Raw genomic sequence first — 24,026 nt, 5'->3', positions numbered from 1 at the left:
CTAAATTAATTTTAATTTTTTTAGTGTAGCAAAAGCAGCGTGTTGTTCGCTTTCTTTTTTGTTTTTTCCGTCCCCTTCACCCATGTCTTTGTTATTTATTACAACTTTTGAAGTAAACACTTGATCGTGTTCCGGACCTTTTATTTGAACTAATTCATAAGAAAAGTCTTTTATGTTTTTTGAGTGAATATATTCTTGAAGCAAAGTTTTATAATCATAAGTAAGTTTTCCGTCAATTGCCTTTTTTGTTATGCCAGAAAGAAGGTTAAGAGCAATTTTGCTTACTGTTTCGTAGTCGCTGTCTAAATATATTGCTCCAAGCACAGCTTCAAAGCAGTCTGCAATGATGTTTTTCTTATATTTGCCTCCGCTTATCATTTCTCCTTTTCCAAGAAGAATAAATTCTCCAAGGTCTAGTTTTTCGCTTGCAATATATAAAGAATCCGCACAAACGATTAATGCTCTAAGTTTTGTAAGAACGCCTTCTTTATCTTTTTTTAGTGTATTATAAAGATATGCTCCCACGCATAAATCAAGCACAGCGTCTCCCAAAAACTCAAGTCGTTCGTTGTTTTCGAGATTTTTGTTTTCATTGCTTTTTGATGAATGTGTAAGAGCAACTTTAATTAAATCTTTATTTTTAAAAGTATAACCAAGTTTTTGTTCCAATTTATAAATTTTATTTTCCATTTTCTCCCTCGTAAACCATGTAAAAAATTACAGAAGTTTCCTTTAATTTTTTAAATAGTTTAAGGCTCCTTTACGGAGCCCTTTTTTATTTTTATAGTGATTCTAAATAATCAACAACATCTTTAACTGTTTTCATATCTTCAAGTTTATCTTCTTCTATTTCGATATCGAACTCATCCTCGAAGTCAGCTATTAATTCGATCAATGTTAAAGAGTCAACGTCCAAATCATCAGTAAAAGAAGTATCCATTGTAACGGCTTCTTCACTTACTTCTAACTGCTTTACAATAATGTCTCTGACTTTTTCAAAAATCATTTACAATAAACCTCCATACATTTACTTAATATTATATATATACTTATATCATATATTTTCTATTTAGCATAGATATTTTTTATTTTTTCTAAAACTTCGTTTTCTTCAAATTTTATGGCTTGTTTAATTGCGTTTTTAAAAGCTATTTCATCTGAGTTTCCATGAGCTTTTATTATTCCTCCGTTTACTCCAAGAAGGGGAGCACCGCCGTATTTTTTAGATGAAAGTTTGCTTAATTCTTCGTTTAAAACGCTTTTTGCAAGAACATAACTTAATTTTGTTTTTGTATTTGTTAAAAATACATCTTTTAGTATGTCCTTCATTAAATTTCCCATACCTTCAATTGTTTTTAATATAATATTTCCCGTAAAACCATCACATACTATAACGTCGTTGTCGCTATTCATTATTTCAGTTCCTTCAACGTTACCTACGAAGTTGATTTCTTTGTTGTTTTTTAATATTTGATGTATTTCCTTATATAGTTTATCGCCTTTTTCTTCTTCTGAGCCTATGTTTGCAAGAGCAACTTTAGGGTTTTTAACTCCCATTACGTTTTCCATATAAATGCTTGACATTGTTGCGAATTGTTCTATATAGTCACTGTTACAATCTGCATTTGCACCGCAGTCCATTAAAAGTACAGGTTTCTTTCTTGCAGGTAACACTGCACCAAGGGCAGGCCTTTTTATCCCTTTTATTCTTCCTGTTACTAAAACTCCCGCAGATAAAACAGCACCTGTGCTTCCTGCTGTAACCAAAACACTGTTACGGTCTTCTTTTATCTTGTTTGCCGCAACAACCAGTGAAGATTGTTTTTTTCTTCTTATGGCAAGTGCGCTTTCATCATGACATGTAATTTCTTCAGGAGCATGGATAATACTTATTTTATCCATACTTAAGTTGTTGTCTTCAAATACTTTTTTTATTTTTTCTTCGTGTCCTACCAAAGTTATTTCTCTATCAAATTCTTTTACTGCAAGTACGGCACCTTTTACCATTGCATCAGGTGCATAATCTCCGCCAAAAGCATCTACGTATATCATATTTTTATACCTCTTTTTTTATAATTATATTCTATAAATTATATCATAAATTTAATTTCTTTTCTATATTGTGAGTATGCATTAATAATGTATATTTATGTATAATAAAAATAAGCTGTATTTTATAGGTGTTATTAAGGTTATCAAGTTTTCCACAACTTATCAACAAATTGTGAAAAAGTAGCATATAACCACCGGTTTTTATATATATGAGGTATATTAAATATCTTCTTAGTTATTTATATTCTTCCTCTGTATTTATTATTTAAAGGAACAAAAAATCCTTTTATAATAGGTATTTCGACAATTTAATGAATACAAAAAGTAAGCTATAAGACTACAAAAAATCAGTTATATAACTACAAAAAGTAAGTTTTTATTATAAAAATATTCTTTTTAAAAAATCTTTAAGTAAGCTATAAAGCTACAAAAAGTAAGGATTATAAATACAAAAAGTAAGTAGGCATTTTTCGTAAAAAAGCCCTTAAAAAAGCTATTTTAAGTTGAAAAACATAGAAATATGCACTTTCAAATTAGAAAAATAACGATAAAACGGATAAAATAGATTGTATTTATAATAAACTTTAACAATTTATTTAATTATAAACATACAAAAAGAGTATTTTTATTTACATTACATTTTTAGGATTTAAAATATCTTTAAAGTGTATACAAAAAGTAAGCAATTTTTATTTAAATTAATATTAAAAACTACAAAAAGTAAGTTAAAAATGTACAAAAAGTAAGCTGTTTTTATAACGAATTTAAAAAGAGTACAAAAAGTAAGATAAAAGTATACAAAAAGTAAGTGAAATTTATAAAATTTTTGTTAATAAGTACAAAAAGTAAGCTGAATTTAAAATAAATTTTAAAGTGTATACAAAAAGTAAGTTGTTTTTAAAATCGTTTTGATAATAGATACAAAAAGTAAGCTACAAGTATACAAAAAGTAGGTTATTTTTATAATAAATTTAAAAAGAGTACAAAAAGTAAGTTATTTTTGATATTAATTTAATAAGTGTATACAAAAAGTAAGTATGGTTTTTATCCATTAAAATAAAGGTACAAAAAGTAAGTTAAAAGTATACAAAAAGTAAGTTAATTTTGTTGACATTTTTTGACAAGTAATGTAAAGTATTAAAAGTGTATACAAAAAGTAAGTAGTAAAGATATAATCGAGGATTTAGAATGAGCGAAAAAAATGATTTAATCAATTTGGAAAACAGTTTTGTAACTCAAGTTACAATGCTTAACGTTGTTGCCGAGGCAAGATATGATATGCCTTTGGTTTCTCAGAAATTATTTATAGAAGCACTTTCCAGAGTCGATATTGACAGTGATGATTTTTCAGTTATAAGAATAGGGCTTAGTGAATTTGCAAAAAGAAACAACGTAAACAAAGATTATCTTTACAGAGAAAAGGAGAATATTACATCTAAAACCCTTACGGCTCAAATAATGATAAAGGATTTAGATACTGACAGCTACACTCAAAAGAATTTATTCTCTCAGTGCAGTTATAAAGACGGACAGTTTATTTTTGAATTCTCTGAAAAAATGAAACCGTATTTTTTAGATATATATTCTAAGGGCGGTTATTACTTTAAATTTATAAAAGAATATATTTCAAGATTCAAATGTAAATATACAATGAAACTTTATCTTCTTTGTCAGTCAAATTTATATAAATGTCAAAGAAATCAGGAAGTTAGTTTTTCTCTTGATACTCTAAAGAGTTTTTATGATATAAAAGGGGGAAAATATTCTTCTTATAGAAATTTTAATGAGAGAGTATTAAAACCTGCTTTTGAAGAGATAAACGAAAAAACAGATTTGAACGTTGAATATATACCGGTAAGAACCAGCGGAAGAAATATTGATAAAATCATTTTTAACATAGTAAGTAAAAAACTACTTGAAAATGCAAAATATACTGTTACTGACAGTACATTCAATAATTTCCTTGATTTTATTAATTATGATAAAGATGAAGATAAAAATATAAACAATAAAGTAGAAATGTTTAAAAACTGGCAGGAAAATTATGATATATATTTGATTTTCTATGTTTCCGAAAAAGCAAAGAAACTTGCAAATAAAAATATTTTCAGTTATATAGACGTAAGCCTTAAAAATACATACTTAAAAGGATATAACGTATATGAAAGTTTATTTGGAAAACATGAAGAACAAACTTATATAATGACAAATTCCGAAACAGAGTCATTTGGAGATAATATGTATATAGATTATCTTTCAAAATTCGATAAATATATTGCAGATAATGAAAATACCGCACAAGATATTTATAATAATTGGAGAAAAAACGTACGAAAATCCTTTGATAATGCTCTTAAATTTTGCAATGACATAATGGTAAGCATAGATGAAGAAGACGAAAATGTTATCTTAAACGTAAGAGACAGAATAAAACAAAACGATATTATGTCAAATGAATTTTTTGAAGTTTATACTGATATAACTTCAAAGGTTAATTATATAAAAGATTATATTAGTAAGAGCGGAATGAACATAAAAGAAGGAATGGAATTTTTAAACGGAATAAGCATGGATATACTTGATCCAACCCTTGAAGATGTATATTTCAAAATTGTATCTTTAAATGAAAAAGAAAAGAAGATGAAAAAGAAAAAATTATCTAAAGCTTAGGAGGGAGATAAAATGAAAGAAGAAATTCTTATAAGAGCAATGATTGACTATAATAAACATGACCCAAAGAGAATACAGCATTTAATAAAGGTACACTCTCTTGCAAAAACAATAGGAATTCTTGAAAATATAGATAAAAAAGATTTATTTATTCTTGAAACTGCAGCAATTTTACACGATATAGGAATAAAAGTAAGCGAAGAAAAGTATGGTAAATGCAGCGGAAAGCTGCAGGAAAAAGAAGGTCCAAAAGAAGCAGAAAAAATGCTTGAAAAATTTGGATATGACAGGGAAGTAATAGATAGAGTATGTTATTTAATAGGTAATCATCATACTTATGATAATATTGATGGGATTGATTATCAGATTTTGGTAGAAGCAGATTTTCTTGTTAATATTTATGAAGATAATTTAAAAAAGGAAAGTATAGAAAATATTAAAAATAAAATATTTAAAACAAAAACAGGAATAAATTTTATTGAAACAATGTATTAAAAAAAGCACCGTTAGGTGCTTTTTTATTAGTTATTGATTAATTTGTCGCTTTCGTCATTCCAGCTGTATAATTTACGGATTTCTTTACCTACTTCTTCTGATGGATGTTCAGCAGCTAATTTTCTCATAGCTCTGAAGTGAACTTGTCTTCCTGCATCAGACATATCAAGTAAGAATTCTTTAGCAAATGAACCATCTTGGATATCTGAAAGAACTTTTTTCATAGCTTCTCTGCTTTCTTTTGTGATGATTTTCTTTCCTGTTATGTAATCACCATATTCAGCTGTGTTAGAAATAGAATATCTCATTCCTTCAAATCCTGATTGGTAAATTAAGTCAACGATCAATTTCATTTCATGGATACATTCAAAGTAAGCATTTCTTGGGTCATATCCAGCTTCAACTAATGTTTCGAATCCAGCTTGCATTAATTCGCATAAACCACCGCAAAGTACTGCTTGTTCACCGAATAAGTCAGTTTCTGTTTCAATACGGAATGTTGTTTCAAGAACACCTGCTCTTGCTCCACCAATACCTGCTGCATATGCAAGTGCGATATCTTGAGCTTTGCCTGTTGCATCTTGTTCAACAGCGATTAAGCAAGGAGTACCTTTTCCTTCTAGATATTCAGAACGAACTGTATGACCAGGAGCTTTAGGTGCAATCATTGTTACATCGACATTTTTAGGTGGAACGATACATCCAAAGTGGATATTGAAACCATGAGCAAACATTAACATGTTTCCTTCTTCTAAGTTTGGTTCGATATCTTTTTTATACATGTCAGCTTGTTTTTCATCGTTGATTAGAATCATGATGATATCAGCTTTTTTTGCAGCTTCTGCAGCTGTATATACTTTAAGTCCTTGTTGTTCTGCTTTTGCCCAAGATTTTGAGCCTTCATATAGACCAACAATTACGTCACATCCAGATTCTTTAAGGTTTAATGCGTGTGCATGACCTTGGCTACCGTAACCGATAATAGCGATTGTTTTACCATCTAATAATCCTAGATTACAATCTTCTTGATAAAATATTTTAAAATCACTCATTTTAAAAACCTCCGTATTTGTATGACAACTTTATATTACTTGTATGATGTTTATTTTAAATGGTATTCCTAATATTGTCAAGACTTTTCTGAAAATTTTAAAAAATTTTTATTCCAAGCTTTATTACTGTATATTTTATGTTTTATTATAATTTATTTTAATAAAAAAAGACTTCATATATTTGAAGTCTTTAAAGTTCTTCTGTCCAAAAAGCATGATGCAAATGTATGGTAACCGCACTTTTTAATGCTTCTGAATCTCTTTTTTTTAGGAAATTCATTATCATAGCATGGTCTTTGTATGCATCTTTTGCAATAATGTCAAGATTATAGTTTAGGGCAAATGTTTTTTCTATTGTTTGTGTAAGTACCGGCATAAATGAACTTATAAATTCGTTGTGAGATGCTTTTATTATTGCACAGTGAAAGTCATTTTCCGATTTTATTCTTTCTTTTGCCGTTGGATTTTGCAAAATTAAATTTTGACATTTTTCTCCAAGTTTTAATATTTCTTCTATTTCTTTGTCGCTTGCTCTTTTACATGCAAGAGCAGCCGCACTTGGTTCAAATATCATTCTTGTTTCGTATAAGTCTCTAAGGGTAATCTTCATATCAGAAAAAGAATTTATCCCCATATCGCTTTTTGCATATCTGTTTAAAGTATCATTTACGAATGTTCCCCTGCCTCTTTGAACATCTAAAATACCTTCTGAAACAAGAGTTTTAACAGCTTCTCGAAGGGTAGAACGGCTAACTCCCAGTTTTTTTGAAAGGGAATTTTCGTTTGGCAGTTTTTCTCCCGTTTTATATATTTTTTCTTTTGTAATTAAATCTCTTAATTTATCAGCAGTTATTTGTGTTAAGTTTTTCTTTTCTTCTTGCATGATATTTCTCCGAAAACATTAAGTGTATATTGATTATAAGTAACTTGTCTGATGTTTGTCAAGAGTTATCATACAAATATTTATATTAACACATTATAAATACCTATCATAATAGGAATTGTAATAATAGATAAAAGTGTCGTTAAAACATAAAGACTGCTTGAATATTTTGCATCTAAGTTGTATAGCTGTATCATTGAAGTAACCGTTGCACAGGAAGGAGTAACACATGCAAGATAAACTATCATTAAGATATTTTTTCCGTCTATAATATAACTCGATGCATTTGTTATATATAATAAAAATAATGTAATTAAAGGATATATTATAAGCCTTAAGAAACATATAAAATAATATCTTGTTTTCTTAAATAGATTTATTATGGAAACTTCCCCCATTACCATTCCGGCTATTAACATTCCAATAGGTCCCATCATAGAACCTAATGTATCTACGGTATCAGTTATAATACTTGGAAGATTTATTCTAAATATAAATACCAACATTCCTATAAATATAGAAATAATATTTACATTTAAAATTATTTTCTTTATTTCAATTTTCTTTATTCCTTTAAGAAGGCTGTTACAATGTGTCCAAAGAAGTATTAGTTGAACAACAATAAAAGCGCAAGAATATATTACATATTCTTTTCCTAAAATGGAACTTATAAGAGGAATAACCAATATCCCCGCATTTGTATAAATTATATTTACTTTTTCCGCTACATTAAAATTAAATATTTTATTTAACATTGATGTAAGAATGATAAAAAGAATATGAACCAATATAGAAATTATAAATGCAAATATTAAACCTGTTTTTATTTTTTCATCATATTCAATCATAAATGAGTTTATTATCATACAGGGAGTTAGAAGATACACAAGTATTGCGGATATACTCTTGCTGTCCTCTGATTTTAATACTCCTACTTTTACGATAATATATCCTAAAAACATTATTATAAAAAGTTCTAAAATTTCTTTTGCTAAAATTAAACTAATATCCATGTTCTGTCCTTTTTTAATTAAATATAGTTAAAGTATAGTATAAATAAATAATCTTTAAAAGATAAAAATAAAAAGTCTTTACTTTAAGTAAAGACTTTAATTTATATTTTTTTGAATTTTGCAACTGATGCCATGAATTTTTTTATTCCTGTTCCAGGGAATGCTGCTGTGATTTTCATGTCATCTCCGCTTCCTTCAATGCTTACAACAGTACCTTCTCCCCATGCATTATGGTCTATTTTGTCTCCCGGGCTAAGTTTTTCGTCAAATGTATTGTTTTGTTTAAAAAGATTTTGTGTTTGTCTTATTGTATTTGCATAAGGGTCATACATCTTTTTAACATTGTTATTAATAATTTCTTTTTCCTTATTTGATTCTTTTATTGCACTGATTCCTTCAATAAGTTCATCGGGAACTTCAAGTAAAAATCTTGAAGGATTTCTCATTTCGTTTCTTCCGTAAACTCTTCTTGTTTCGGCTGAAGACATATAAAGTTTTTTTCTTGCTCTTGTTATTCCAACATAGCAAAGTCTTCTTTCTTCTTCCATTTCGCTTTCTTCGTTTACGGCTCTGTATGTAGGGAATAAATTTTCTTCCATTCCCGGCATAAATACAATGTTAAATTCAAGTCCTTTTGCATTATGAAGAGTCATAAGCAGTACCTTAGAGCTGTTTTCATCATAAGAATCAACTCCCGCAACAAGTGCTGCATTTTCAAGGAAAGCTTCAAGAGAACCATCTTCTTCGTTATTTTCAAAATCTCCCGCAGCATTTACAAGTTCGTCTAAGTTTTCAAGTCTGTTTTGTGCGTTTTCAACTTTTCCTTCTTTAAGCATTTGTTCGTATCCGCTTAAGTGAATTGTGTTTATTACAGTATCCATTAAAGAGTTTTCTTTTGCTATTCTTTCAAGTTCTTCCATTGTATCTTTAAATAAAATAAGTTTTTCTTTTACGCTTCCTTTAAATAAAGGGCAGGTGTCTATATCTTTTATAACTTCATACATGGATATGCCTTTCATGAAAGCATAATCTCTTATTTTTTCTATACTTGCAGGACCTATTCCTCTTTTTGGAGTATTGATTACTCTAATAAATGCAATATCATCTTTTGGATTTACTAAGAGTTTTAGATATGCAAGAATATCTTTAATTTCCATACGGTCATAGAATTTTGTTCCCGCAACAATTTGATAAGGGATATTTCTTCTCATAAGACCTTCTTCAAGTACACGGGATTGTGCGTTTGTTCTGTATAAAATTGCTATGTCACTATATGGAATGTCATGATATTCATTTAAGCAGAATATTTCCCTGGCAATAATTGAAGATTCTTCCAAATCCGAATTTGCATGAAGATATTTTATGATTTCTCCTTCTTCATTATCGGTAAACAAAGTTTTACCCATTCTCTTTTTATTATGCTCGATTACACCGTTTGCGGCATTTAAAATATTCTTTGTACATCTGTAATTTTGTTCAAGTCTTATTATTTTGGCATCTTCAAAGTCATCTTCAAATTCTAAGATATTTCTTATTGATGCACCTCTCCAACCGTAAATACTTTGGTCATCATCACCGCATACACATATATTTCTGTGACCTTCAGCCATTTTACTTATTATTGCGTACTGAGAAATATTTGTATCTTGATATTCGTCTACAAGAATATATTTGAATCTATTTCTATATTTATTTAATACTTCAGGACATTTTGCAAAAAGAATATTTGTATTTAAAAGCAAATCATCAAAGTCCATTGCATTTGCACTTAAAAGTCTTTTTTGATATTCACTGTATATTTGTGCAATTCTTGCTTCTGTATATCCTTCGTCAAAATCTCCATGCTCGTCCATGTAGTCGTCGCTTGTTTCAAGATCGTTCTTTAGTAAAGAAATTTGAGCTTTAACGCTTTCTACCGGAAATTCTTTATCTGAAATATCAAGCTCTTTAAGTATTGTTTTTAAAAGTCTTTTTGTATCATCATCGTCATATATTGAAAAATTACTTGTAAACCCTAGATTATCCCCTTCCATTCTTAAAATTCTTGCACAAATTGAGTGGAATGTTCCCATCCATATATCAGAAGTGAAAGGAATTCCCATTGAGTCAATTCTTTCTCTCATTTCTCCTGCTGCTTTATTTGTAAATGTAAGAGCAAGAATTTCCCAAGGTTTTGCATATCCATTTTCTATTATATAAGCAATTCTATGAATTATTGTTCTTGTTTTTCCGCTTCCTGCTCCCGCAAGAATAAGAAGAGGTCCGTTAACACAGGTAACGGCCTTCTGTTGTTTATCATTTAACATACTAAGTAAGTCCATTTTCATTCTCCTCGTAAGATATTAAAGGAAGTGTTATTATAACATCAGTTCCTTTATTTTCAATGCTTTCAATGTTTATATTTCCATTTAAGTTTGTAACTATCCATTTAGCTATTGGAAGACCAAGTCCGCTGCCATTTTTTCTTTTGCTTCTGGCTTTGTCTACTCTGTAAAATCTTGTAAAGACTTTTTTGATTTCTTCTCTTTTCATTCCAATGCCTTGGTCTTTAACTTTAATTGTAATATTATTTTTTGCTTTATCTACTTTTAAAGCCGTTATAATGTTTGTATTTTCATGTGAATAATTTACCGCATTGTCTAAAAGTATCATCATAAGCTGTGTAAACTTATCTTCATCAACATTTGCGATAACTTTATCATATGAGCAGTACATATAAGCTCTTATTTGTTTTTTTATTGCAATAGGTTCTATTTTTTCTATTGCGTCTTTTACAAGGTGTACTATATCACATTCTTTATTGTTAAATGGGATTTGACCTAAATCTGCTTTTGAAAGAGTAAGCAAATCTCCAACCATTTTATCCATTCTGTTTATTTCACTTTTTGCATATTCAAACCACATTTCCTGTGATTTTACCGTTTCGTCTTCATTTGTTTGTATAAGTTCAAGATTTGTTTTAATTACCGCAATAGGCGTTCTTAACTCATGGGATGCATCAGCGATAAATTGTTTTTGATTGTCTATTGTATCTTTAATTGGAACCAAAGCTCTGTCGGCAGTGTAAAATCCTCCAAGAAGAGATATAATTACGCCCACTATTATTGCAATAATCAAAGCTGAAAGAATTATGTTAAGATTTGAGTTTTGCTCTGTATTATCTTTTGCCATTAAAATAAGCTGCATATTTCCGCTATCGTTAATTACAAGAGTTGTGCAGCTTCTAAATGAGACATTGCCATATGAATAGTTTGTAAAAACATACTTTCCGTCTTGTTCTTTTATTTCTATGTTTTTATCGTCTGGATCATAGAAATAGCAGTAAGCAATATCCGCAAAAATATTTTCGTCAACGTTCATTTTGCCATAGCTATATGTTTGATTTAAGTTTTCGTCAAAAATAACGATTTTACATTTACCTGCATTAATCTGCTGTTTAAAATATTTTAATTCTTCATTATAAGATAAATCACTTGTATTTTTTAAATTGCTTTTTGTATATCTTTTTGCTTGATATACCATATTAATAAGTTCATTATCGGAAGACTCAGAAAAGGAATAAGATGAAAGCAGGTAAATAAAAGCAGTCATTGAAAGTAAAATGACCAGTAAAACAAAAGTATTTATAAAAATTAATTTATTTTTTATTTTATTTATCATTGTTTTTTTCCTTTAAGGAATAACCAAGACCTCTGTTTGTTACTATTTTTATATCTGCGTCGCTTGATAATTTTTTCCTTAAGTAATGTATATATATTTCAACGCTGTTATCTATTGCATAACTGTCAATTCCCCATACTTTATCAAGTATATAATCTTTTGATAAAACATGGTCTTTGTTTCTCATTAGGGTTTCAAGAAGATTTGCTTCTTTTTTAGTTAAGTTTTCCTTTCTTTCTCCTACCGTAAGAGATGCATCGTTTGTGTTTAGGCTTACGTTTCCTATGCTTATTATATCATCAGAGATACTTCCCTTTCCTCTTCTTGACAAAGCTTTAATTCTTGCTATAAGTTCTTTTGTGTCAAAAGGTTTTGTAAGGTAATCATCAGCCCCAAGGTCCAAACCTTTTACTCTGTCGTCTATATTGTCAAGAGCCGTCAAAAGAAGAATCGGAGTATAGTTGTTTTCTTCTCTTAAAGTTTTTAAAACACTAAGTCCATCCATTTGAGGTAGCATTATATCTAAAACTATAACGTCATATATCATTTTTCTTGCAAGCATTAAACCTGATTCGCCGTCTTCAACGGTATCTGCAAGAATTTGGTTTTTCCCTAAAAGAGCAACCAAAGGTTTAGCCAACGTAACTTCGTCTTCTACTATAAGTACTCTCATATTAATCTTTCCTTTCTGCTTTTAATATTATAATTCATAAAATTAAATTTAACAAATTTTTTTACAATTTTTAATTTTTTAAGGTAATTTAAAGGTTTTAATCATATAATAATGGCATATAAGGAGAAAAGGGAGTGTTTATATGAAGTGTCCTTATTGTTCTAGTAAAGAAATTGGTAAAATTGGAAGAAAGAAATATTTTTGCAGTAACTGTTTTTCAGAAATAGTAGTTAATTCTGATAAAATGAAAGTAATTTCATTAAATGAAAAAGGTATTGCGAAAGTTATTAAAACTTGTTCAATAGCTGATTAGCATAGATAAATTTAGAAGTACCCCTTAATCCCCTCAATACTTCTAAAAATCTATTACAGATTATATAGTAAAAAGCAGCTTTTAAAAGCTGCTTTTTATTTTTTTATTCTATAAAACCAAACTCTTTATCTATTTGGTTAAGTTTTTCAAGATCGAAAGGTGTAGTTTGATATACATGATAATTTAACCAGTTTGAAAAAAGCATATTTCCGTGTGCTCTCCATCTGACTATTGGTTTTTTAGTATCGTCATCATCTGGGAAATAATGTTTTGGAACTTTAGGATTTAAACCTTTTTTCTTGTCTCTTTCGTATTCTTCTTTTAATGTATTTGGATCATATTCGCTATGTCCAAATACAAATATTTTTCTTTGGTCTTTGCTTACAAGTAGATAAGCACCTGCTTCTTTACTGCTTGCAACAATTTCAAGGTCTTTTTCTTTCTTAATATCCTTAATAAGACACTGGGTATGTCTTGAATGAGGCGCATAGAAAACATCGTCAAATCCTCTTACTATCGGTCTTCTTCTTAAAACTCTATGCTCGAATACTCCAAACATTTTTTCCGGAAGATCTTTTTTGTCTATTCCGTAGTAATGATTTAGGGCTGCCTGTGCTCCCCAGCATATAAACATGGTGGAGAAAACATTTTTATCTGCGAAATCAAAAATTTGTTGAAGTTCTTCCCAGTAGTTTACATCATCAAATTCAAGTTTTTCCACAGGTGCTCCCGTTATAATCATACCGTCATATTTTTTATGTTTTATATCATCAAAATTTTTATAGAATGTTTTTAAATGCTTGTAAGACGTATTTTTACTTACATGGCTTTTCATATTAATTAAGTCAACTTTTACCTGTATAGGTGTATTACTTATAAGCCTTAGAAGCTGTGTTTCTGTTACTATTTTTGTAGGCATCAAATTTACAATAGCAATTTCAAGTGGTCTAATGTCTTGTGTTTCTGCTCTTTCTTGATGCATTACGAATATATTTTCCCTGTCAAGCTGTTTTGCCGCAGGTAAATCTTTTGGTATTATAACAGCCATATTTAAACCTCTTTTCTATTATAAAAATTACTTTATTATTTTTTGATAGATTGCAATAATAATTTTTTATACTAGTTCAAGAGCTTTATTTAAATCTTCGATAATATCATCAATATCTTCAATACCAACTGATAATCTTATTAAATCAGGTTGAACTCCCGCTTCAATTAATTCTTGATCATTCATTTGACGATGAGTATGACTTGCAGGGTGAAGTACTGATGTTCTTGCATCTGCAACATGAGTAACAATTGCTGTCATTTCTAAATTGTCCATCATTTTTACTGATGCTTCTCTTCCGCCTTTTAATCCGAATGAAATTACACCGCATGTACCATTTGGCATATATTTTTGTGCAAGGTCATAATATTTGTTTCCTTCAAGTCCCGGATAATTAACCCATGCAACTTTTTCGTGATTATCTAAGAATTTTGCAACTGCCAAAGCATTTTCGCAGTGTCTTTGCATTCTAAGATGAAGTGTTTCAAGTCCCAAGTTTAAAAGGAAAGCATTTTCAGGGGACTGAATTGAGCCTAAATCACGCATTAATTGAGCTGTTGCTTTTGTTATATAAGCAAGTTTGCCAAATCTTTCAGTATAAACAAGACCGTGATATGTTACATCAGGAGTTGTAAGTCCAGGGAATTTGTCTTTATGTTTATCCCAGTCGAAGTTTCCGCTGTCTACTATTGCTCCTCCTACACATGTTGCGTGTCCGTCCATGTATTTTGTTGTAGAATGAGTAACAATATCTGCACCCCATTCAAAAGGACGGCAGTTGATAGGTGTTGCGAAAGTATTATCAATAATTAAAGGTACACCGTGTTCATGTGCCGCATTAGCAAATTTTTCAATGTCTAGTACTACAAGAGCTGGGTTTGCGATTGTTTCTCCTACAACAGCTTTTGTGTTTTCTTTGAATGCTTTATCAAGTTCTTCTTTTGATATGTCTGGATCTACAAAAGTACATTCAACTCCCATTTTCTTTATTGTATGAGCGTAAAGGTTATATGTACCTCCGTATACTGCAGTTGAGCAAATAATATGATCTCCTGCCTGAGCAATATTCATTATTGCATAAAAGTTAGCAGCTTGTCCTGAAGAAGTAAGCATTGCTGCAACCCCTCCTTCAAGTTCGCATATTTTCTTTGCAACCATATCGTTTGTAGGATTTTGAAGTCTTGTATAAAAATATCCTTCTGCTTCAAGATCGAAAAGTTTTCCCATTTCTTCACTTGTTGAATACTTAAATGTTGTTGATTGTATTATAGGAAGAATTCTTGGTTCTCCCGTTTTAGGCTGATATCCGCCTTGAACGCACTTTGTGCCTTGTTTTTTATTTGTAATGTCCATATTTAGTCATCTCCTGTGTAAAAGTTAATGTAGAAATAATATTATCAAATATTTTGTTATAAGTAAATATATAAATTGTTATTTAGAAATAGATTTTATCTATAGCCAGTTATAAGGCTGAAAGGTCATAAAATATATTGTATGTACGCTTAAGATACTATATAATTTATATATAATGATAAAAGGGGAAATTAAAATGAAAAAGAAAATTTTAAAATGTTTATGCGTTGTGTTTAGTTTGTTAATGCTTGTTTCTTTATCCGCATGCTCTAATATGGGACCTGAAGAGACCTTTAATGAGTATATACATATTATTACAACAGGTGAGAATCCTGAGAAGCTTTTTGAAATAGGGACAATGGAGAGAGATGCTAAGGAATTATTTGATAAATCAGGTCTTGCAGAGGAAGAATATATGAATTATGTTACTAATACTAATTTAGATGAAGATACACAAAATAAATTAACATCAAAGTTATCATATAAAATTGTTTCTGTAAAACAAAATGAGAGCACTGCGACGTTAACTGTAGAGTTTACCAATATCGACTATTCTACTTTAATGGACAATATAATGGATAGACTTTTTGATTATTCATCAGAAGATATGGCTAATTTTAGTGAGGAAAAAATAAACGAGCATATAGAAAAGTTATACGAGGAAGAGATAAATAAAATTTATGAAAAAGGCAAAATTATAACCGTTACTGGTGAAGTTAATATGATAAAAGAAAACGGAACATGGATGGTTGAAAGCAGCCCTGAATTATATAGTATGATTTATGGTCAAATGCTTAATTATAAAAATATGGATAGTTTTAATTACTAATAAAAAAAGAGGGGTAACCTCTTTTTTATTTTATATAAAATTTACTTGTATCCACACCTTCAAATTCCAAAAGATTTATTTTTTTTTCTATTCCTCCTGCATATCCCGTTAAGTTGCCGTCTGATCCTACTACTCTATGACAAGGAATTATTATGCTTATGGGATTATGAGAAACCGCTCCTCCAACAGCCTGAGGCGACATGTTTTTTTTGTTCATTTTTATTTTTAACTTTTCAGATATTTCTTTGTATGTAGTAGTTTTTCCGTAAGGTATTTCACATAGAATATTTAGTACTTCCATTTGAAAATCACTTGCATTTGGTTTTATGTTTAAATCTACAATATTTGGTTTTCTTCCGCTGAAATAATCATCAAGCCATAATTTTGTTTTATTTAGAATTTCTATATCTTCGTTTTTTAAAGGGGTTTCTTTTATTTTATTCATGAAATATTTTTGACCTTCTATATATAGACCTATTAAATATTTATTATCGCTTATAAGGGTAATCTTTCCCACAGGTGAATAATATGTATCATAGTAAAGCATTGGTTTTCTCCTTGTATATTTTGTTTTAAGTTTAGTTTATTTTAAATGTAAGTACAATATATTATTTAATTATACTATATAATTTGATTTGAATTATATACGATGATTATTTAATATTACTTAAAAAAAGAGGCTTAAGCCTCTTTTTATTTTTCTTTTATTATTTTTTTACTTGAAAAATATGTAATAAGAAAATATCCTCCGTATATTAAAATTATTGCTATTGCCGTTACAATTATAGAAGGAAGAATATTCATATGCCCTATTGTTGAAAGAATATAATCGGAGAATTTTAGACCAAATATAGAGTGTATTACTGCAAGCAGTAATGGAAGTATAAAGAATATTCCTATTTGCATAAATAAAGCTTTATTTATCATTTTTTCGCTGGTTCCTATTTTTCTTAAAATCTTATATCTTTCAATATTATCAGCACTTTCCGAAAGTTCTTTTAATGCAAGTATAGCCGCAGATGTAATAAGGAATATTATTCCAAGATATATACCGATAAAAGTAACTGTGGCACCAAGCCCTTTTGATGATTCATAGTTATATATTTTTGTAGATGTATCAATTTTGATTGAATATACATCTATATCTTTAAACCCACTGTTTTCATCTATTTCTTTTGTAAGTTTATTTTCAAAATCAGCTTTTTGTTCTTCATTTCCTAAATTATAATTTGCATTAAAGTAGTTTATTTCCATTTGTTCCCTTGTAAACTTAGTACTGTCGGGAACAATTATTATACCTAAATTTATTGCTTGAATTGAATCTTCGATAAATCCATCGTAACATTCACTTACAGAAGGTTTATAAGTTTTGCCGTTTATTGTAATTTCTGTTCCCATCTTTAATGCTTTGTTTCTGTAACCTGTCATCATGTCATAGTTACAAACTACTGCATATTCTCCTTCTTTAAGACTTATTTCTTCATTCCCAAAAACTCTTGCGATTTTATTATAATCGGAAACTTTCATTATGCTTTCTGCTGCATCAAATTGTGCCGTAGGGGTTTCTTTTTTTATTTCATCTATAATACTTTTTAAAGTATCTTTTAATGTAACTGTGTCTGCGGTATAAGTGCTTACTTCGATGTAGTCTTTAAAGTTGCTTTCTACATCGTATCCCATATCTTCAAGTACTTCATTTATGCTTTTTTCTGAAAAGTCAACGGCAGAAGGGGAGTACTCTCCGTTATTTGGTAACATCATTGTTTTTGATATTGTTATGTCAACGGGATTATATTTTGTAAGTTCGCTTGTAAGAGACTGGTTCATTGCAAGCCCTGATGAAAGCATACATATTGTTGTAAAAAGCATTAAACATATTATGCTCATGGAAACAACAGTAGTATTTATTTTCGAGTTAATCTGTTTTAAAACAAACATATTAAGGTTTTTGTAGTAAAGTTTTTTACATGATTTTACCAGTCTTAAAACAAATCCCGAAAGGGAGAAGAAAAATAAAAATGTTGAAACTGCTCCGATTATTATGTATTTTACTATTTCATTTACTTCTAAATCGTTAATGCCTATTGTAACTTTATAATATGCAAATCCAAGCATAATGATTGAAATGATAAATAGTAATACAGAAAGAAAAGGACTTCTCATTTTTATTTTTTCGATTCTCTTACTGCCCGTTATTAAGTCTATTAATTTATATTTGTTTATTACAAAAGTATTGAATATCATTACAAATATATACATTAAAGAAAAGTATAATATTGTTTTAAAAAGTGCCCCAGAGGAAAAAACAAATTTGAATTCGTTCATATCCGCTTCAAACATACTGGCAACTATTATAGACATAAACTGGGAAGCAAAAATTCCAAGTATTAAGCCCACAAAAAGAGATATTATACCTATAAAAAGAGTTTCCAAAAATAATATTTTTGAAAGTTGCCCCTTACCCATTCCAAGAATAAGATATATTCCAAATTCTTTTTTTCTTCTTTTTATTAAAAAATTATTTGCGTATATTATCAAAAAACCAAGTACGATTGATATAAAAACAGATAATCCGGAAAGCATTTTTACCATTAAGCCAACAACGTCATAGGATGATTTTGCAAAATTTTGTATTGGTTCTTGTGCATCCATGGAATTGAATACATAAAATACTGCAATACCTAAAATAAGTGTCATGAAATAAATGGCATAATCCTTTATGCTTTTTTTAATGTTTTTCATGGATAACTTAAATAACATCGTTAAGCTCACCTCCAAGAAGTGTCACAACTTCAATTATTCTGTTAAAAAATTCTTTTCTGCTGCTGTCTCCTTTTAGAATTTCATTAAATATTTTTCCGTCTTTTATAAATAAAACTCTCTGTGCTTTTGATGCGGTAAAAGCATCATGTGTAACCATTAAAATCGTGGCTTTAAGTTTTTTGTTTAGAAGTTCAAGACTTTGAAGAAGCATTTTAGCACTTTTTGAATCTAATGCTCCTGTTGGTTCATCGGCAAGAATAAGTTTAGGATTTGTTATAATTGCTCTTGCACATGCTACTCTTTGTTTTTGTCCTCCCGACATTTCATAAGGATATTTATCAAGCACATCTTCTATTCCAAGGGCTCTCGATATGTTTTTTACTCTTTTTTCTATTTCGCTTACTCTCATTTTTTGAATGGTCAGTGCAAGGGCAATGTTTTCATATGCCGTAAGAGTATCCAGTAAATTAAAATCCTGGAATATAAAACCGAGTCTGTTTCTTCTAAATTCGTTTAGGTGTTTGCCTTTTAGGTTTGTTATATTTATATCTCCAACAAAAATATCGCCGCTTGTTACTTTGTCTATTGTTGATATAACATTTAATAATGTTGTTTTACCGCTTCCGCTTGAACCCATTATTGCAACGAATTCTCCGTTATTTACATCAAAACTTATATCTTTTATGGCTTTTGTAAGATTTGATTTATTGCCATAATATTTTTCTATATTTTCAACTCTTAATACTTTTCCCATTTTTTTCTCCTTAAATATATTTTGTGGTGATTTCAATTTTTCCACTGAAATCTTCACCTATAATGCTTAAATAATATTCACCATCCGTTAGGGATAAATCTCTTCCCCCGCTTTCCGGTCCTTCTATATCAAAACTTGCTATAATTTTTGTTTTTGAATCATTTTTTACGATTAGCTTTGCTTTTCCTTTTTGAATATCTGCTTTGTAGCTTATATTAATGTTTTTGTTCTTTCTATTTACTTCCACGGAACCGAATATTACTTCTTTTATATTTTCATCTTTATATAAGGAAGTATACTTGCCGGTGTTTGTGTCTACATAAAAAATTCTTTCTCCCATTAAATCTTCATCGGAAGTTAAAAATTTTTTCCCTACAAGATTTAGTATATCATTATATTTATTTATTAATTGATTTTTGTTTATACTGCATCCTGTAATTATTAACGATATTGAACATAAAAGTATGATTGCTGTTTTTTTCTTCATGTCTATCCTCCTTTCTTTAAATTGATTATAGAAAGGATTAAATTTTTTATCCATCGATTAAAATTACAAAACATTACAATTTTGTAAGGTTTTGTAATTAAGTTTATTTTAATTATTAACATTCCTCATTTTGATTGATTTTTTATAGTATTTATAATATAATTAAATTGCTTACTTTTCATGGTGTGTACCATTACATATATGGCGCTCCTTGAACCCTTTGTCTCAATCGGGGCAAAGGGATTTTTTATTTGAATTTTTATAATATTTAATCCGAAACCCGTGTAATATAATGTAAATTATTTTGCTGAAACCACGTTTTTTTATTAACATTCTTTCTTTGTCGGTTTCCATAACGTTTGTTGCAATATTTTGTAATTAAAAAGTTTAACATTTAAAATTTCATATAGTTCTTAAATATATTTTATTATTACTAAATATGATATAATATTTATAAATTTTACATTAATAATGCAAAACAGGTGAAATAATGGAGAATATCGTTTTAATAATAGACTGCGGAACTCAAAGCATAAGAGCGATGCTTATAAATGATAAAGGCGAAATTTTAATAAAAGAAAAAGAAAAATATGAATACATAACAAAAGAAAAAGGAAGTATTATAGAGTTTGACGCAAATAACTTTTTTGAGGAAATAATTTCTCTTTTACTTAAGTTAAAAAGTAAAAACGAAAAACTATATTCTAAGATAAAAGGGATAAGCATAACTACTCAAAGAGATACTTTTGTTTTGGTAGATAGAAACGGAGCTCCTTTAAGAAATGCTATTTCATGGCTTGACAGAAGAAAAGCAAAAAATTATAAAAAACCTAATATATTATATAGAATGCTTTTTTCTTTAGTTGGTATGGGAGCCATGACTAAAAATTTAATGAGTGAAGCAAGGTTTAATTGGATTATAGAAAATGAACCTAATGTATGGGATAAAACATATAAATATTTGTTGTTGCCTCAATTTTTAAATTATAAGTTTACGGGTAAGTACATAGAAAGTGATGCGGGAACGGTCGGTCACATTCCTTTTGATTACAAAAAGAGGGAGTATGATAAATCTTACGGAATTAAAAGGCAGCTTTTTGACATAGACCAAAGGAAGCTCGCAAACGTGATTCCTTCGACAAAAATAATAGGAAGTATATTGGATGAAGTTTGTGAAAGAGCGGGAATAAAAAGAGGAACTCCTCTTGTTGCAAGCGGAAGCGACAAAGCTTGCGAAACAATCGGAGTAGGTTGTATAAAAGAAGGAATAGGCAGTATATCTTTGGGAAGTCAGGTTACGATACAGGTAACCACAGGCAGATATTATGAACTTACAAGGTTTGTTCCTCCTTTTTGCAGTGTGATTCCAAATACATATAACCCTGAAATTATTTTATATAGAGGTTTTTGGCTTGTTACATGGTTTATAAAAGAATTTGCTTATAAGGAAGAACAAATATGTAAAGAAACCGGTAAAGATATATATGATGTAATGGATGAAAAGTTAAAAGAAATACCCGTAGGTTGTGATGGTCTTATTCTTCAACCTTACTGGGGACAAGATATTCTTCGTCCCGAAGCAAAAGGAAGTATACTTGGATTTAATGATAAACATACTAGAATGCATATTTACAGGGCAATAATTGAGGGAATAGGATATTCCTTAAAAGAAGGAATAGAGAGAATTGAAAAAGTATCTAAAGTTAACATAGATAAAATAGCATTATCAGGTGGAGGGTCAAGAAGCGACATAATATGTCAGATAATAAGTGATATTTTAAATAAAGAAGTTTATAAAATTCAAACCTATGAGGCAAGCGGTATAGGAGCTGCTATGGCAGGTTTTATAGGTCTTAAGGTTTTTAAAGATTTTGATGAAGCAAAAGAAAATATGGTAAGACAGACAAAAACATTTTCTCCAAATGAAGAAAATGCAAAAAAATATGATGACATTTATAATAATGTATATTTAAAAATATATAAAAATGTAAAAAAAATATATACAAAAATGAATAATATTAATTTATAGGGGGGAAAATTATGCCACTTAAAAGTACAGTTGAAAACTACAAAGATTATATGGGGATATCTCCAAAAGCAGAGGATTTTGATAAATACTGGGCAGAAGGAGTAAAAGATTTAAAGGAAACTGATTTTTCTTATACTCTTGAGAAGAGGGATTTCCCAATGAAAGATATCGAAGTATACGATATGTATTTTAAAGGAATGAATGGGGAAAGAGTTCACTGTGAACTTGTTAAACCTAAACACATTGAAGGAAAAATCCCGGGAGTAATGTCATTCCATGGTTATACATCAAATGCAGACAGTATTTATTCAAAAGTTCCATATGCATATAATGATATGGCCTTTTTAGCTTTTGAAGTTCCTGGACAAGGTGGAAAAAGCGAAGATAACTACACTGCTGACGGACCTACTCTTTATGGTCAAATAATAAGAGGCGTAATGGATGAAGACAAGAAAAAATTATTTTTCAGAAATATTTATCTTGACGCCGTAAAAGCTTTTGTTCTATTTGAAAATATGGATTTCATAGACGAAAACAGAATTGGCACAACAGGAAAAAGCCAAGGGGGCGCATTAAGTCTTGTTGTTGCGGCATTTAATAAAAATGTTAAGGCTAGTGCTGTTATTTATCCTTTCCTTGCAGACTTTAAAAAGGTTTTTGAAATGAATATGTGTGAAGATGTGTATGTTGAATTTAAAAATTGGTTTAGAAAATACGATACATTACACGAAAAAGAAGATGAATTTTTTGAAAGACTTTCTTACATAGATGTTCAAAATTTTGCGGATAAAGTAAAATGTGATGTATTATTCTTTACGGCGCTTCTTGATACAACTTGTCCGCCTATAACACAATTTTCAATATACAATAAATTAAAATGTAATAAGGAATTAAAAGTATACTGCGAATATACTCATGAAAGACTTCCTTATTCAGACGATATAATATATGAATTCTTTAAAGAAAAACTTTAATTAATAAGCACCCTGAAGTTAATATTCAGGGTGTTTTATTTTTGTTAAAATTTAAAAAAAATTATTAAATTTCCAAACAAGTTTTTATATTTTTTGTCAAATTTAAGGTATAAAATATTAAAATTAAAGGTAAAAAAATACATTTAATTAAGCTAAAACCCTTTATTTAAAAGGGTTTTGGTTGTTTGAAAGGTTTTAGATAAATAAATATTATAAAATTATTAATTTGTAATTAAAATTATATAATTCTATTGACAAATTATATAATCAGGTATATAATTTAGCCAAAATAAAGGAAAGGTGCAGGTAAAATGGGAAAAAGTGTATATAGTTTAGTATTAATGGATGAAGTCGTAGAAAAAGTTGATGAAGCGGCTTATAAAATGGGTACAAGCAGGTCTAATTTAATAAATCAAATTTTGGCTGATTATGTATCATATACAACACCTCAAAAACAGGTTGAAGGAATATTTACATCCCTTGAGAATATGTTTAAGGAAATGAATACTTTTCAAGTTTTAGCTAATCCATCTCCTTATTTTATGAATATAACCAGCTCTCTTAGATATAAATACAGACCAACCATAAAATACGGAGTAGAGTTATATGACAATTCAAAGTATTCATTTGGAGAGCTTAAAGTTACTTTAAGAACGACAAATCAGACTTTAATAAGAGATATGAACAGATTTTTGAATTTTTATTCAAAGCTTGAAGAAAAATATATTAGAGGAATACTGGAGGATAATTTATGTTACAAGATAGAAGAAAAGAAATATACAAGACAATTTGTTTTACCAAAGGAACAAGGTGTTGACAAAGTTGACCTTGGAGTTTTAATCGGAGAATATATAAAGGTATTTGACAGCGTGTTAAAAGTATTTTTAAATGATCTTCCATATATTGATGACGCATGCTCCGATGCTGAAAAAGAATATGTTACTTTAATGCAAAAGGTTCATGCAATTATATAATGAT

Annotated in this window: 22 protein-coding genes; 7 read left to right on the top strand and 15 right to left on the bottom strand. The window is 29.1% G+C overall.

The features are described from left to right. The 3 genes from rnc to plsX form a co-directional block, all read right to left on the bottom strand. Positions 1 to 690, bottom strand: a complete 690-nt coding sequence (rnc, locus tag V2W16_RS04175) for a ribonuclease III (protein WP_329381977.1) — start codon at positions 688 to 690, stop codon at positions 1 to 3. Positions 691 to 781: 91 nt separating this feature from the next. Continuing rightward, the gene (gene acpP, locus V2W16_RS04170) at positions 782 to 1,006 is read right to left on the bottom strand and encodes an acyl carrier protein (RefSeq protein WP_329381975.1); all 225 of its coding nucleotides are present in this window, start codon (positions 1,004 to 1,006) and stop codon (positions 782 to 784) included. 59 nt (positions 1,007 to 1,065) lie between these two features. Next, positions 1,066 to 2,052 carry a phosphate acyltransferase PlsX gene (gene plsX / locus V2W16_RS04165; RefSeq protein ID WP_253229702.1) on the bottom strand — a complete coding sequence of 329 codons (987 nt, stop codon included), beginning with the start codon at positions 2,050 to 2,052 and terminating at the stop codon, positions 1,066 to 1,068. A 1,188-nt stretch (positions 2,053 to 3,240) separates the two neighbouring features. Between plsX and V2W16_RS04160 the strand changes: the two genes are divergently transcribed. Together V2W16_RS04160 and V2W16_RS04155 are read left to right on the top strand one after the other, a co-directional pair. Next, positions 3,241 to 4,722 (top strand): replication initiation protein, encoded by a 1,482-nt coding sequence (locus V2W16_RS04160; RefSeq protein ID WP_329381970.1) that lies wholly within the window; start codon positions 3,241 to 3,243, stop codon positions 4,720 to 4,722. A 12-nt stretch (positions 4,723 to 4,734) separates the two neighbouring features. Continuing rightward, positions 4,735 to 5,217 (top strand): HD domain-containing protein, encoded by a 483-nt coding sequence (locus V2W16_RS04155; protein WP_329381967.1) that lies wholly within the window; start codon positions 4,735 to 4,737, stop codon positions 5,215 to 5,217. 26 nt (positions 5,218 to 5,243) lie between these two features. Here the strand turns inward: V2W16_RS04155 and ilvC are convergent, their stop codons facing one another. From ilvC to V2W16_RS04125, 6 genes are all read right to left on the bottom strand, one after another. Further along, entirely contained in the window at positions 5,244 to 6,269 is a 1,026-nt protein-coding gene (gene ilvC / locus V2W16_RS04150; RefSeq protein ID WP_138268392.1) for a ketol-acid reductoisomerase, read from the bottom strand. A gap of 190 nt (positions 6,270 to 6,459) precedes the next feature. Then, positions 6,460 to 7,152 (bottom strand): FadR/GntR family transcriptional regulator, encoded by a 693-nt coding sequence (locus tag V2W16_RS04145; protein ID WP_329381962.1) that lies wholly within the window; start codon positions 7,150 to 7,152, stop codon positions 6,460 to 6,462. An 80-nt stretch (positions 7,153 to 7,232) separates the two neighbouring features. Beyond that, on the bottom strand, positions 7,233 to 8,165 hold the full coding sequence (locus V2W16_RS04140; RefSeq protein ID WP_329381959.1) for an AEC family transporter: 933 nt from the start codon (positions 8,163 to 8,165) through the stop codon (positions 7,233 to 7,235). A gap of 101 nt (positions 8,166 to 8,266) precedes the next feature. Next, positions 8,267 to 10,486: a DNA helicase PcrA gene (pcrA, locus tag V2W16_RS04135; RefSeq protein ID WP_329381956.1), complete on the bottom strand. Its 2,220-nt coding sequence runs from the start codon at positions 10,484 to 10,486 to the stop codon at positions 8,267 to 8,269. After that, on the bottom strand, positions 10,473 to 11,825 hold the full coding sequence (locus V2W16_RS04130) for a sensor histidine kinase (RefSeq protein ID WP_329381953.1): 1,353 nt from the start codon (positions 11,823 to 11,825) through the stop codon (positions 10,473 to 10,475). Before V2W16_RS04130 ends, pcrA begins: the two co-directional genes overlap by 14 nt. Then, positions 11,815 to 12,498: a response regulator transcription factor gene (locus V2W16_RS04125; protein ID WP_329381951.1), complete on the bottom strand. Its 684-nt coding sequence runs from the start codon at positions 12,496 to 12,498 to the stop codon at positions 11,815 to 11,817. The genes V2W16_RS04130 and V2W16_RS04125 overlap by 11 nt, the downstream gene beginning before the upstream one ends. Before the next feature lie 142 nt (positions 12,499 to 12,640). Between V2W16_RS04125 and V2W16_RS04120 the strand changes: the two genes are divergently transcribed. Further along, entirely contained in the window at positions 12,641 to 12,811 is a 171-nt protein-coding gene (locus V2W16_RS04120; RefSeq protein ID WP_171020566.1) for a hypothetical protein, read from the top strand. 103 nt (positions 12,812 to 12,914) lie between these two features. Here the strand turns inward: V2W16_RS04120 and metA are convergent, their stop codons facing one another. Next, positions 12,915 to 13,859, bottom strand: coding sequence for a homoserine O-acetyltransferase MetA (metA, locus tag V2W16_RS04115; RefSeq protein WP_138268398.1), 945 nt, complete (start codon positions 13,857 to 13,859; stop codon positions 12,915 to 12,917). Between the two features lie 66 nt (positions 13,860 to 13,925). Continuing rightward, positions 13,926 to 15,212, bottom strand: a complete 1,287-nt coding sequence (locus V2W16_RS04110) for an O-acetylhomoserine aminocarboxypropyltransferase/cysteine synthase family protein (RefSeq protein ID WP_329381946.1) — start codon at positions 15,210 to 15,212, stop codon at positions 13,926 to 13,928. Between the two features lie 196 nt (positions 15,213 to 15,408). Between V2W16_RS04110 and V2W16_RS04105 the strand changes: the two genes are divergently transcribed. Continuing rightward, complete coding sequence (locus tag V2W16_RS04105; protein WP_329381943.1) at positions 15,409 to 16,041, top strand: DUF5105 domain-containing protein; 633 nt, start codon at positions 15,409 to 15,411, stop codon at positions 16,039 to 16,041. A gap of 25 nt (positions 16,042 to 16,066) precedes the next feature. Here V2W16_RS04105 and V2W16_RS04100 read toward each other — a convergent pair whose 3' ends face one another. The 4 genes from V2W16_RS04100 to V2W16_RS04085 all read right to left on the bottom strand — a co-directional run bounded on the left by V2W16_RS04100 (position 16,067) and on the right by V2W16_RS04085 (position 20,045). Then, positions 16,067 to 16,588, bottom strand: coding sequence for a methylated-DNA--[protein]-cysteine S-methyltransferase (locus tag V2W16_RS04100; protein WP_329381940.1), 522 nt, complete (start codon positions 16,586 to 16,588; stop codon positions 16,067 to 16,069). A 146-nt stretch (positions 16,589 to 16,734) separates the two neighbouring features. Further along, complete coding sequence (locus tag V2W16_RS04095; protein WP_329381937.1) at positions 16,735 to 18,801, bottom strand: ABC transporter permease; 2,067 nt, start codon at positions 18,799 to 18,801, stop codon at positions 16,735 to 16,737. After that, complete coding sequence (locus V2W16_RS04090; RefSeq protein ID WP_329381934.1) at positions 18,791 to 19,558, bottom strand: ABC transporter ATP-binding protein; 768 nt, start codon at positions 19,556 to 19,558, stop codon at positions 18,791 to 18,793. Before V2W16_RS04090 ends, V2W16_RS04095 begins: the two co-directional genes overlap by 11 nt. 10 nt (positions 19,559 to 19,568) lie before the next feature. Next, entirely contained in the window at positions 19,569 to 20,045 is a 477-nt protein-coding gene (locus V2W16_RS04085; RefSeq protein WP_329381930.1) for a hypothetical protein, read from the bottom strand. 490 nt (positions 20,046 to 20,535) lie between these two features. Here V2W16_RS04085 and V2W16_RS04080 point away from each other — a divergent pair, with 490 nt between their 5' ends. The 3 genes from V2W16_RS04080 (at position 20,536) to V2W16_RS04070 (ending at position 24,022) form a co-directional block, all read left to right on the top strand. Continuing rightward, a complete protein-coding gene (locus tag V2W16_RS04080; RefSeq protein ID WP_329381928.1) occupies positions 20,536 to 22,074 on the top strand; it encodes an FGGY-family carbohydrate kinase in 1,539 nt (512 codons plus the stop codon). A gap of 11 nt (positions 22,075 to 22,085) precedes the next feature. Beyond that, positions 22,086 to 23,048, top strand: a complete 963-nt coding sequence (locus tag V2W16_RS04075; RefSeq protein WP_329381926.1) for an acetylxylan esterase — start codon at positions 22,086 to 22,088, stop codon at positions 23,046 to 23,048. A gap of 311 nt (positions 23,049 to 23,359) precedes the next feature. Next, complete coding sequence (locus V2W16_RS04070; protein WP_329381925.1) at positions 23,360 to 24,022, top strand: CopG family transcriptional regulator; 663 nt, start codon at positions 23,360 to 23,362, stop codon at positions 24,020 to 24,022. Positions 24,023 to 24,026: the final 4 nt, after the last annotated feature.

Origin of the sequence: Anaerofustis butyriciformans (assembly GCF_036289385.1) — a bacterium.
In the GTDB taxonomy this organism is placed as follows: domain Bacteria; phylum Bacillota; class Clostridia; order Eubacteriales; family Anaerofustaceae; genus Anaerofustis; species Anaerofustis butyriciformans.
Note: the sequence above shows the minus strand (reverse complement) of the source record. Positions and strands in the feature narration are given on the sequence as shown.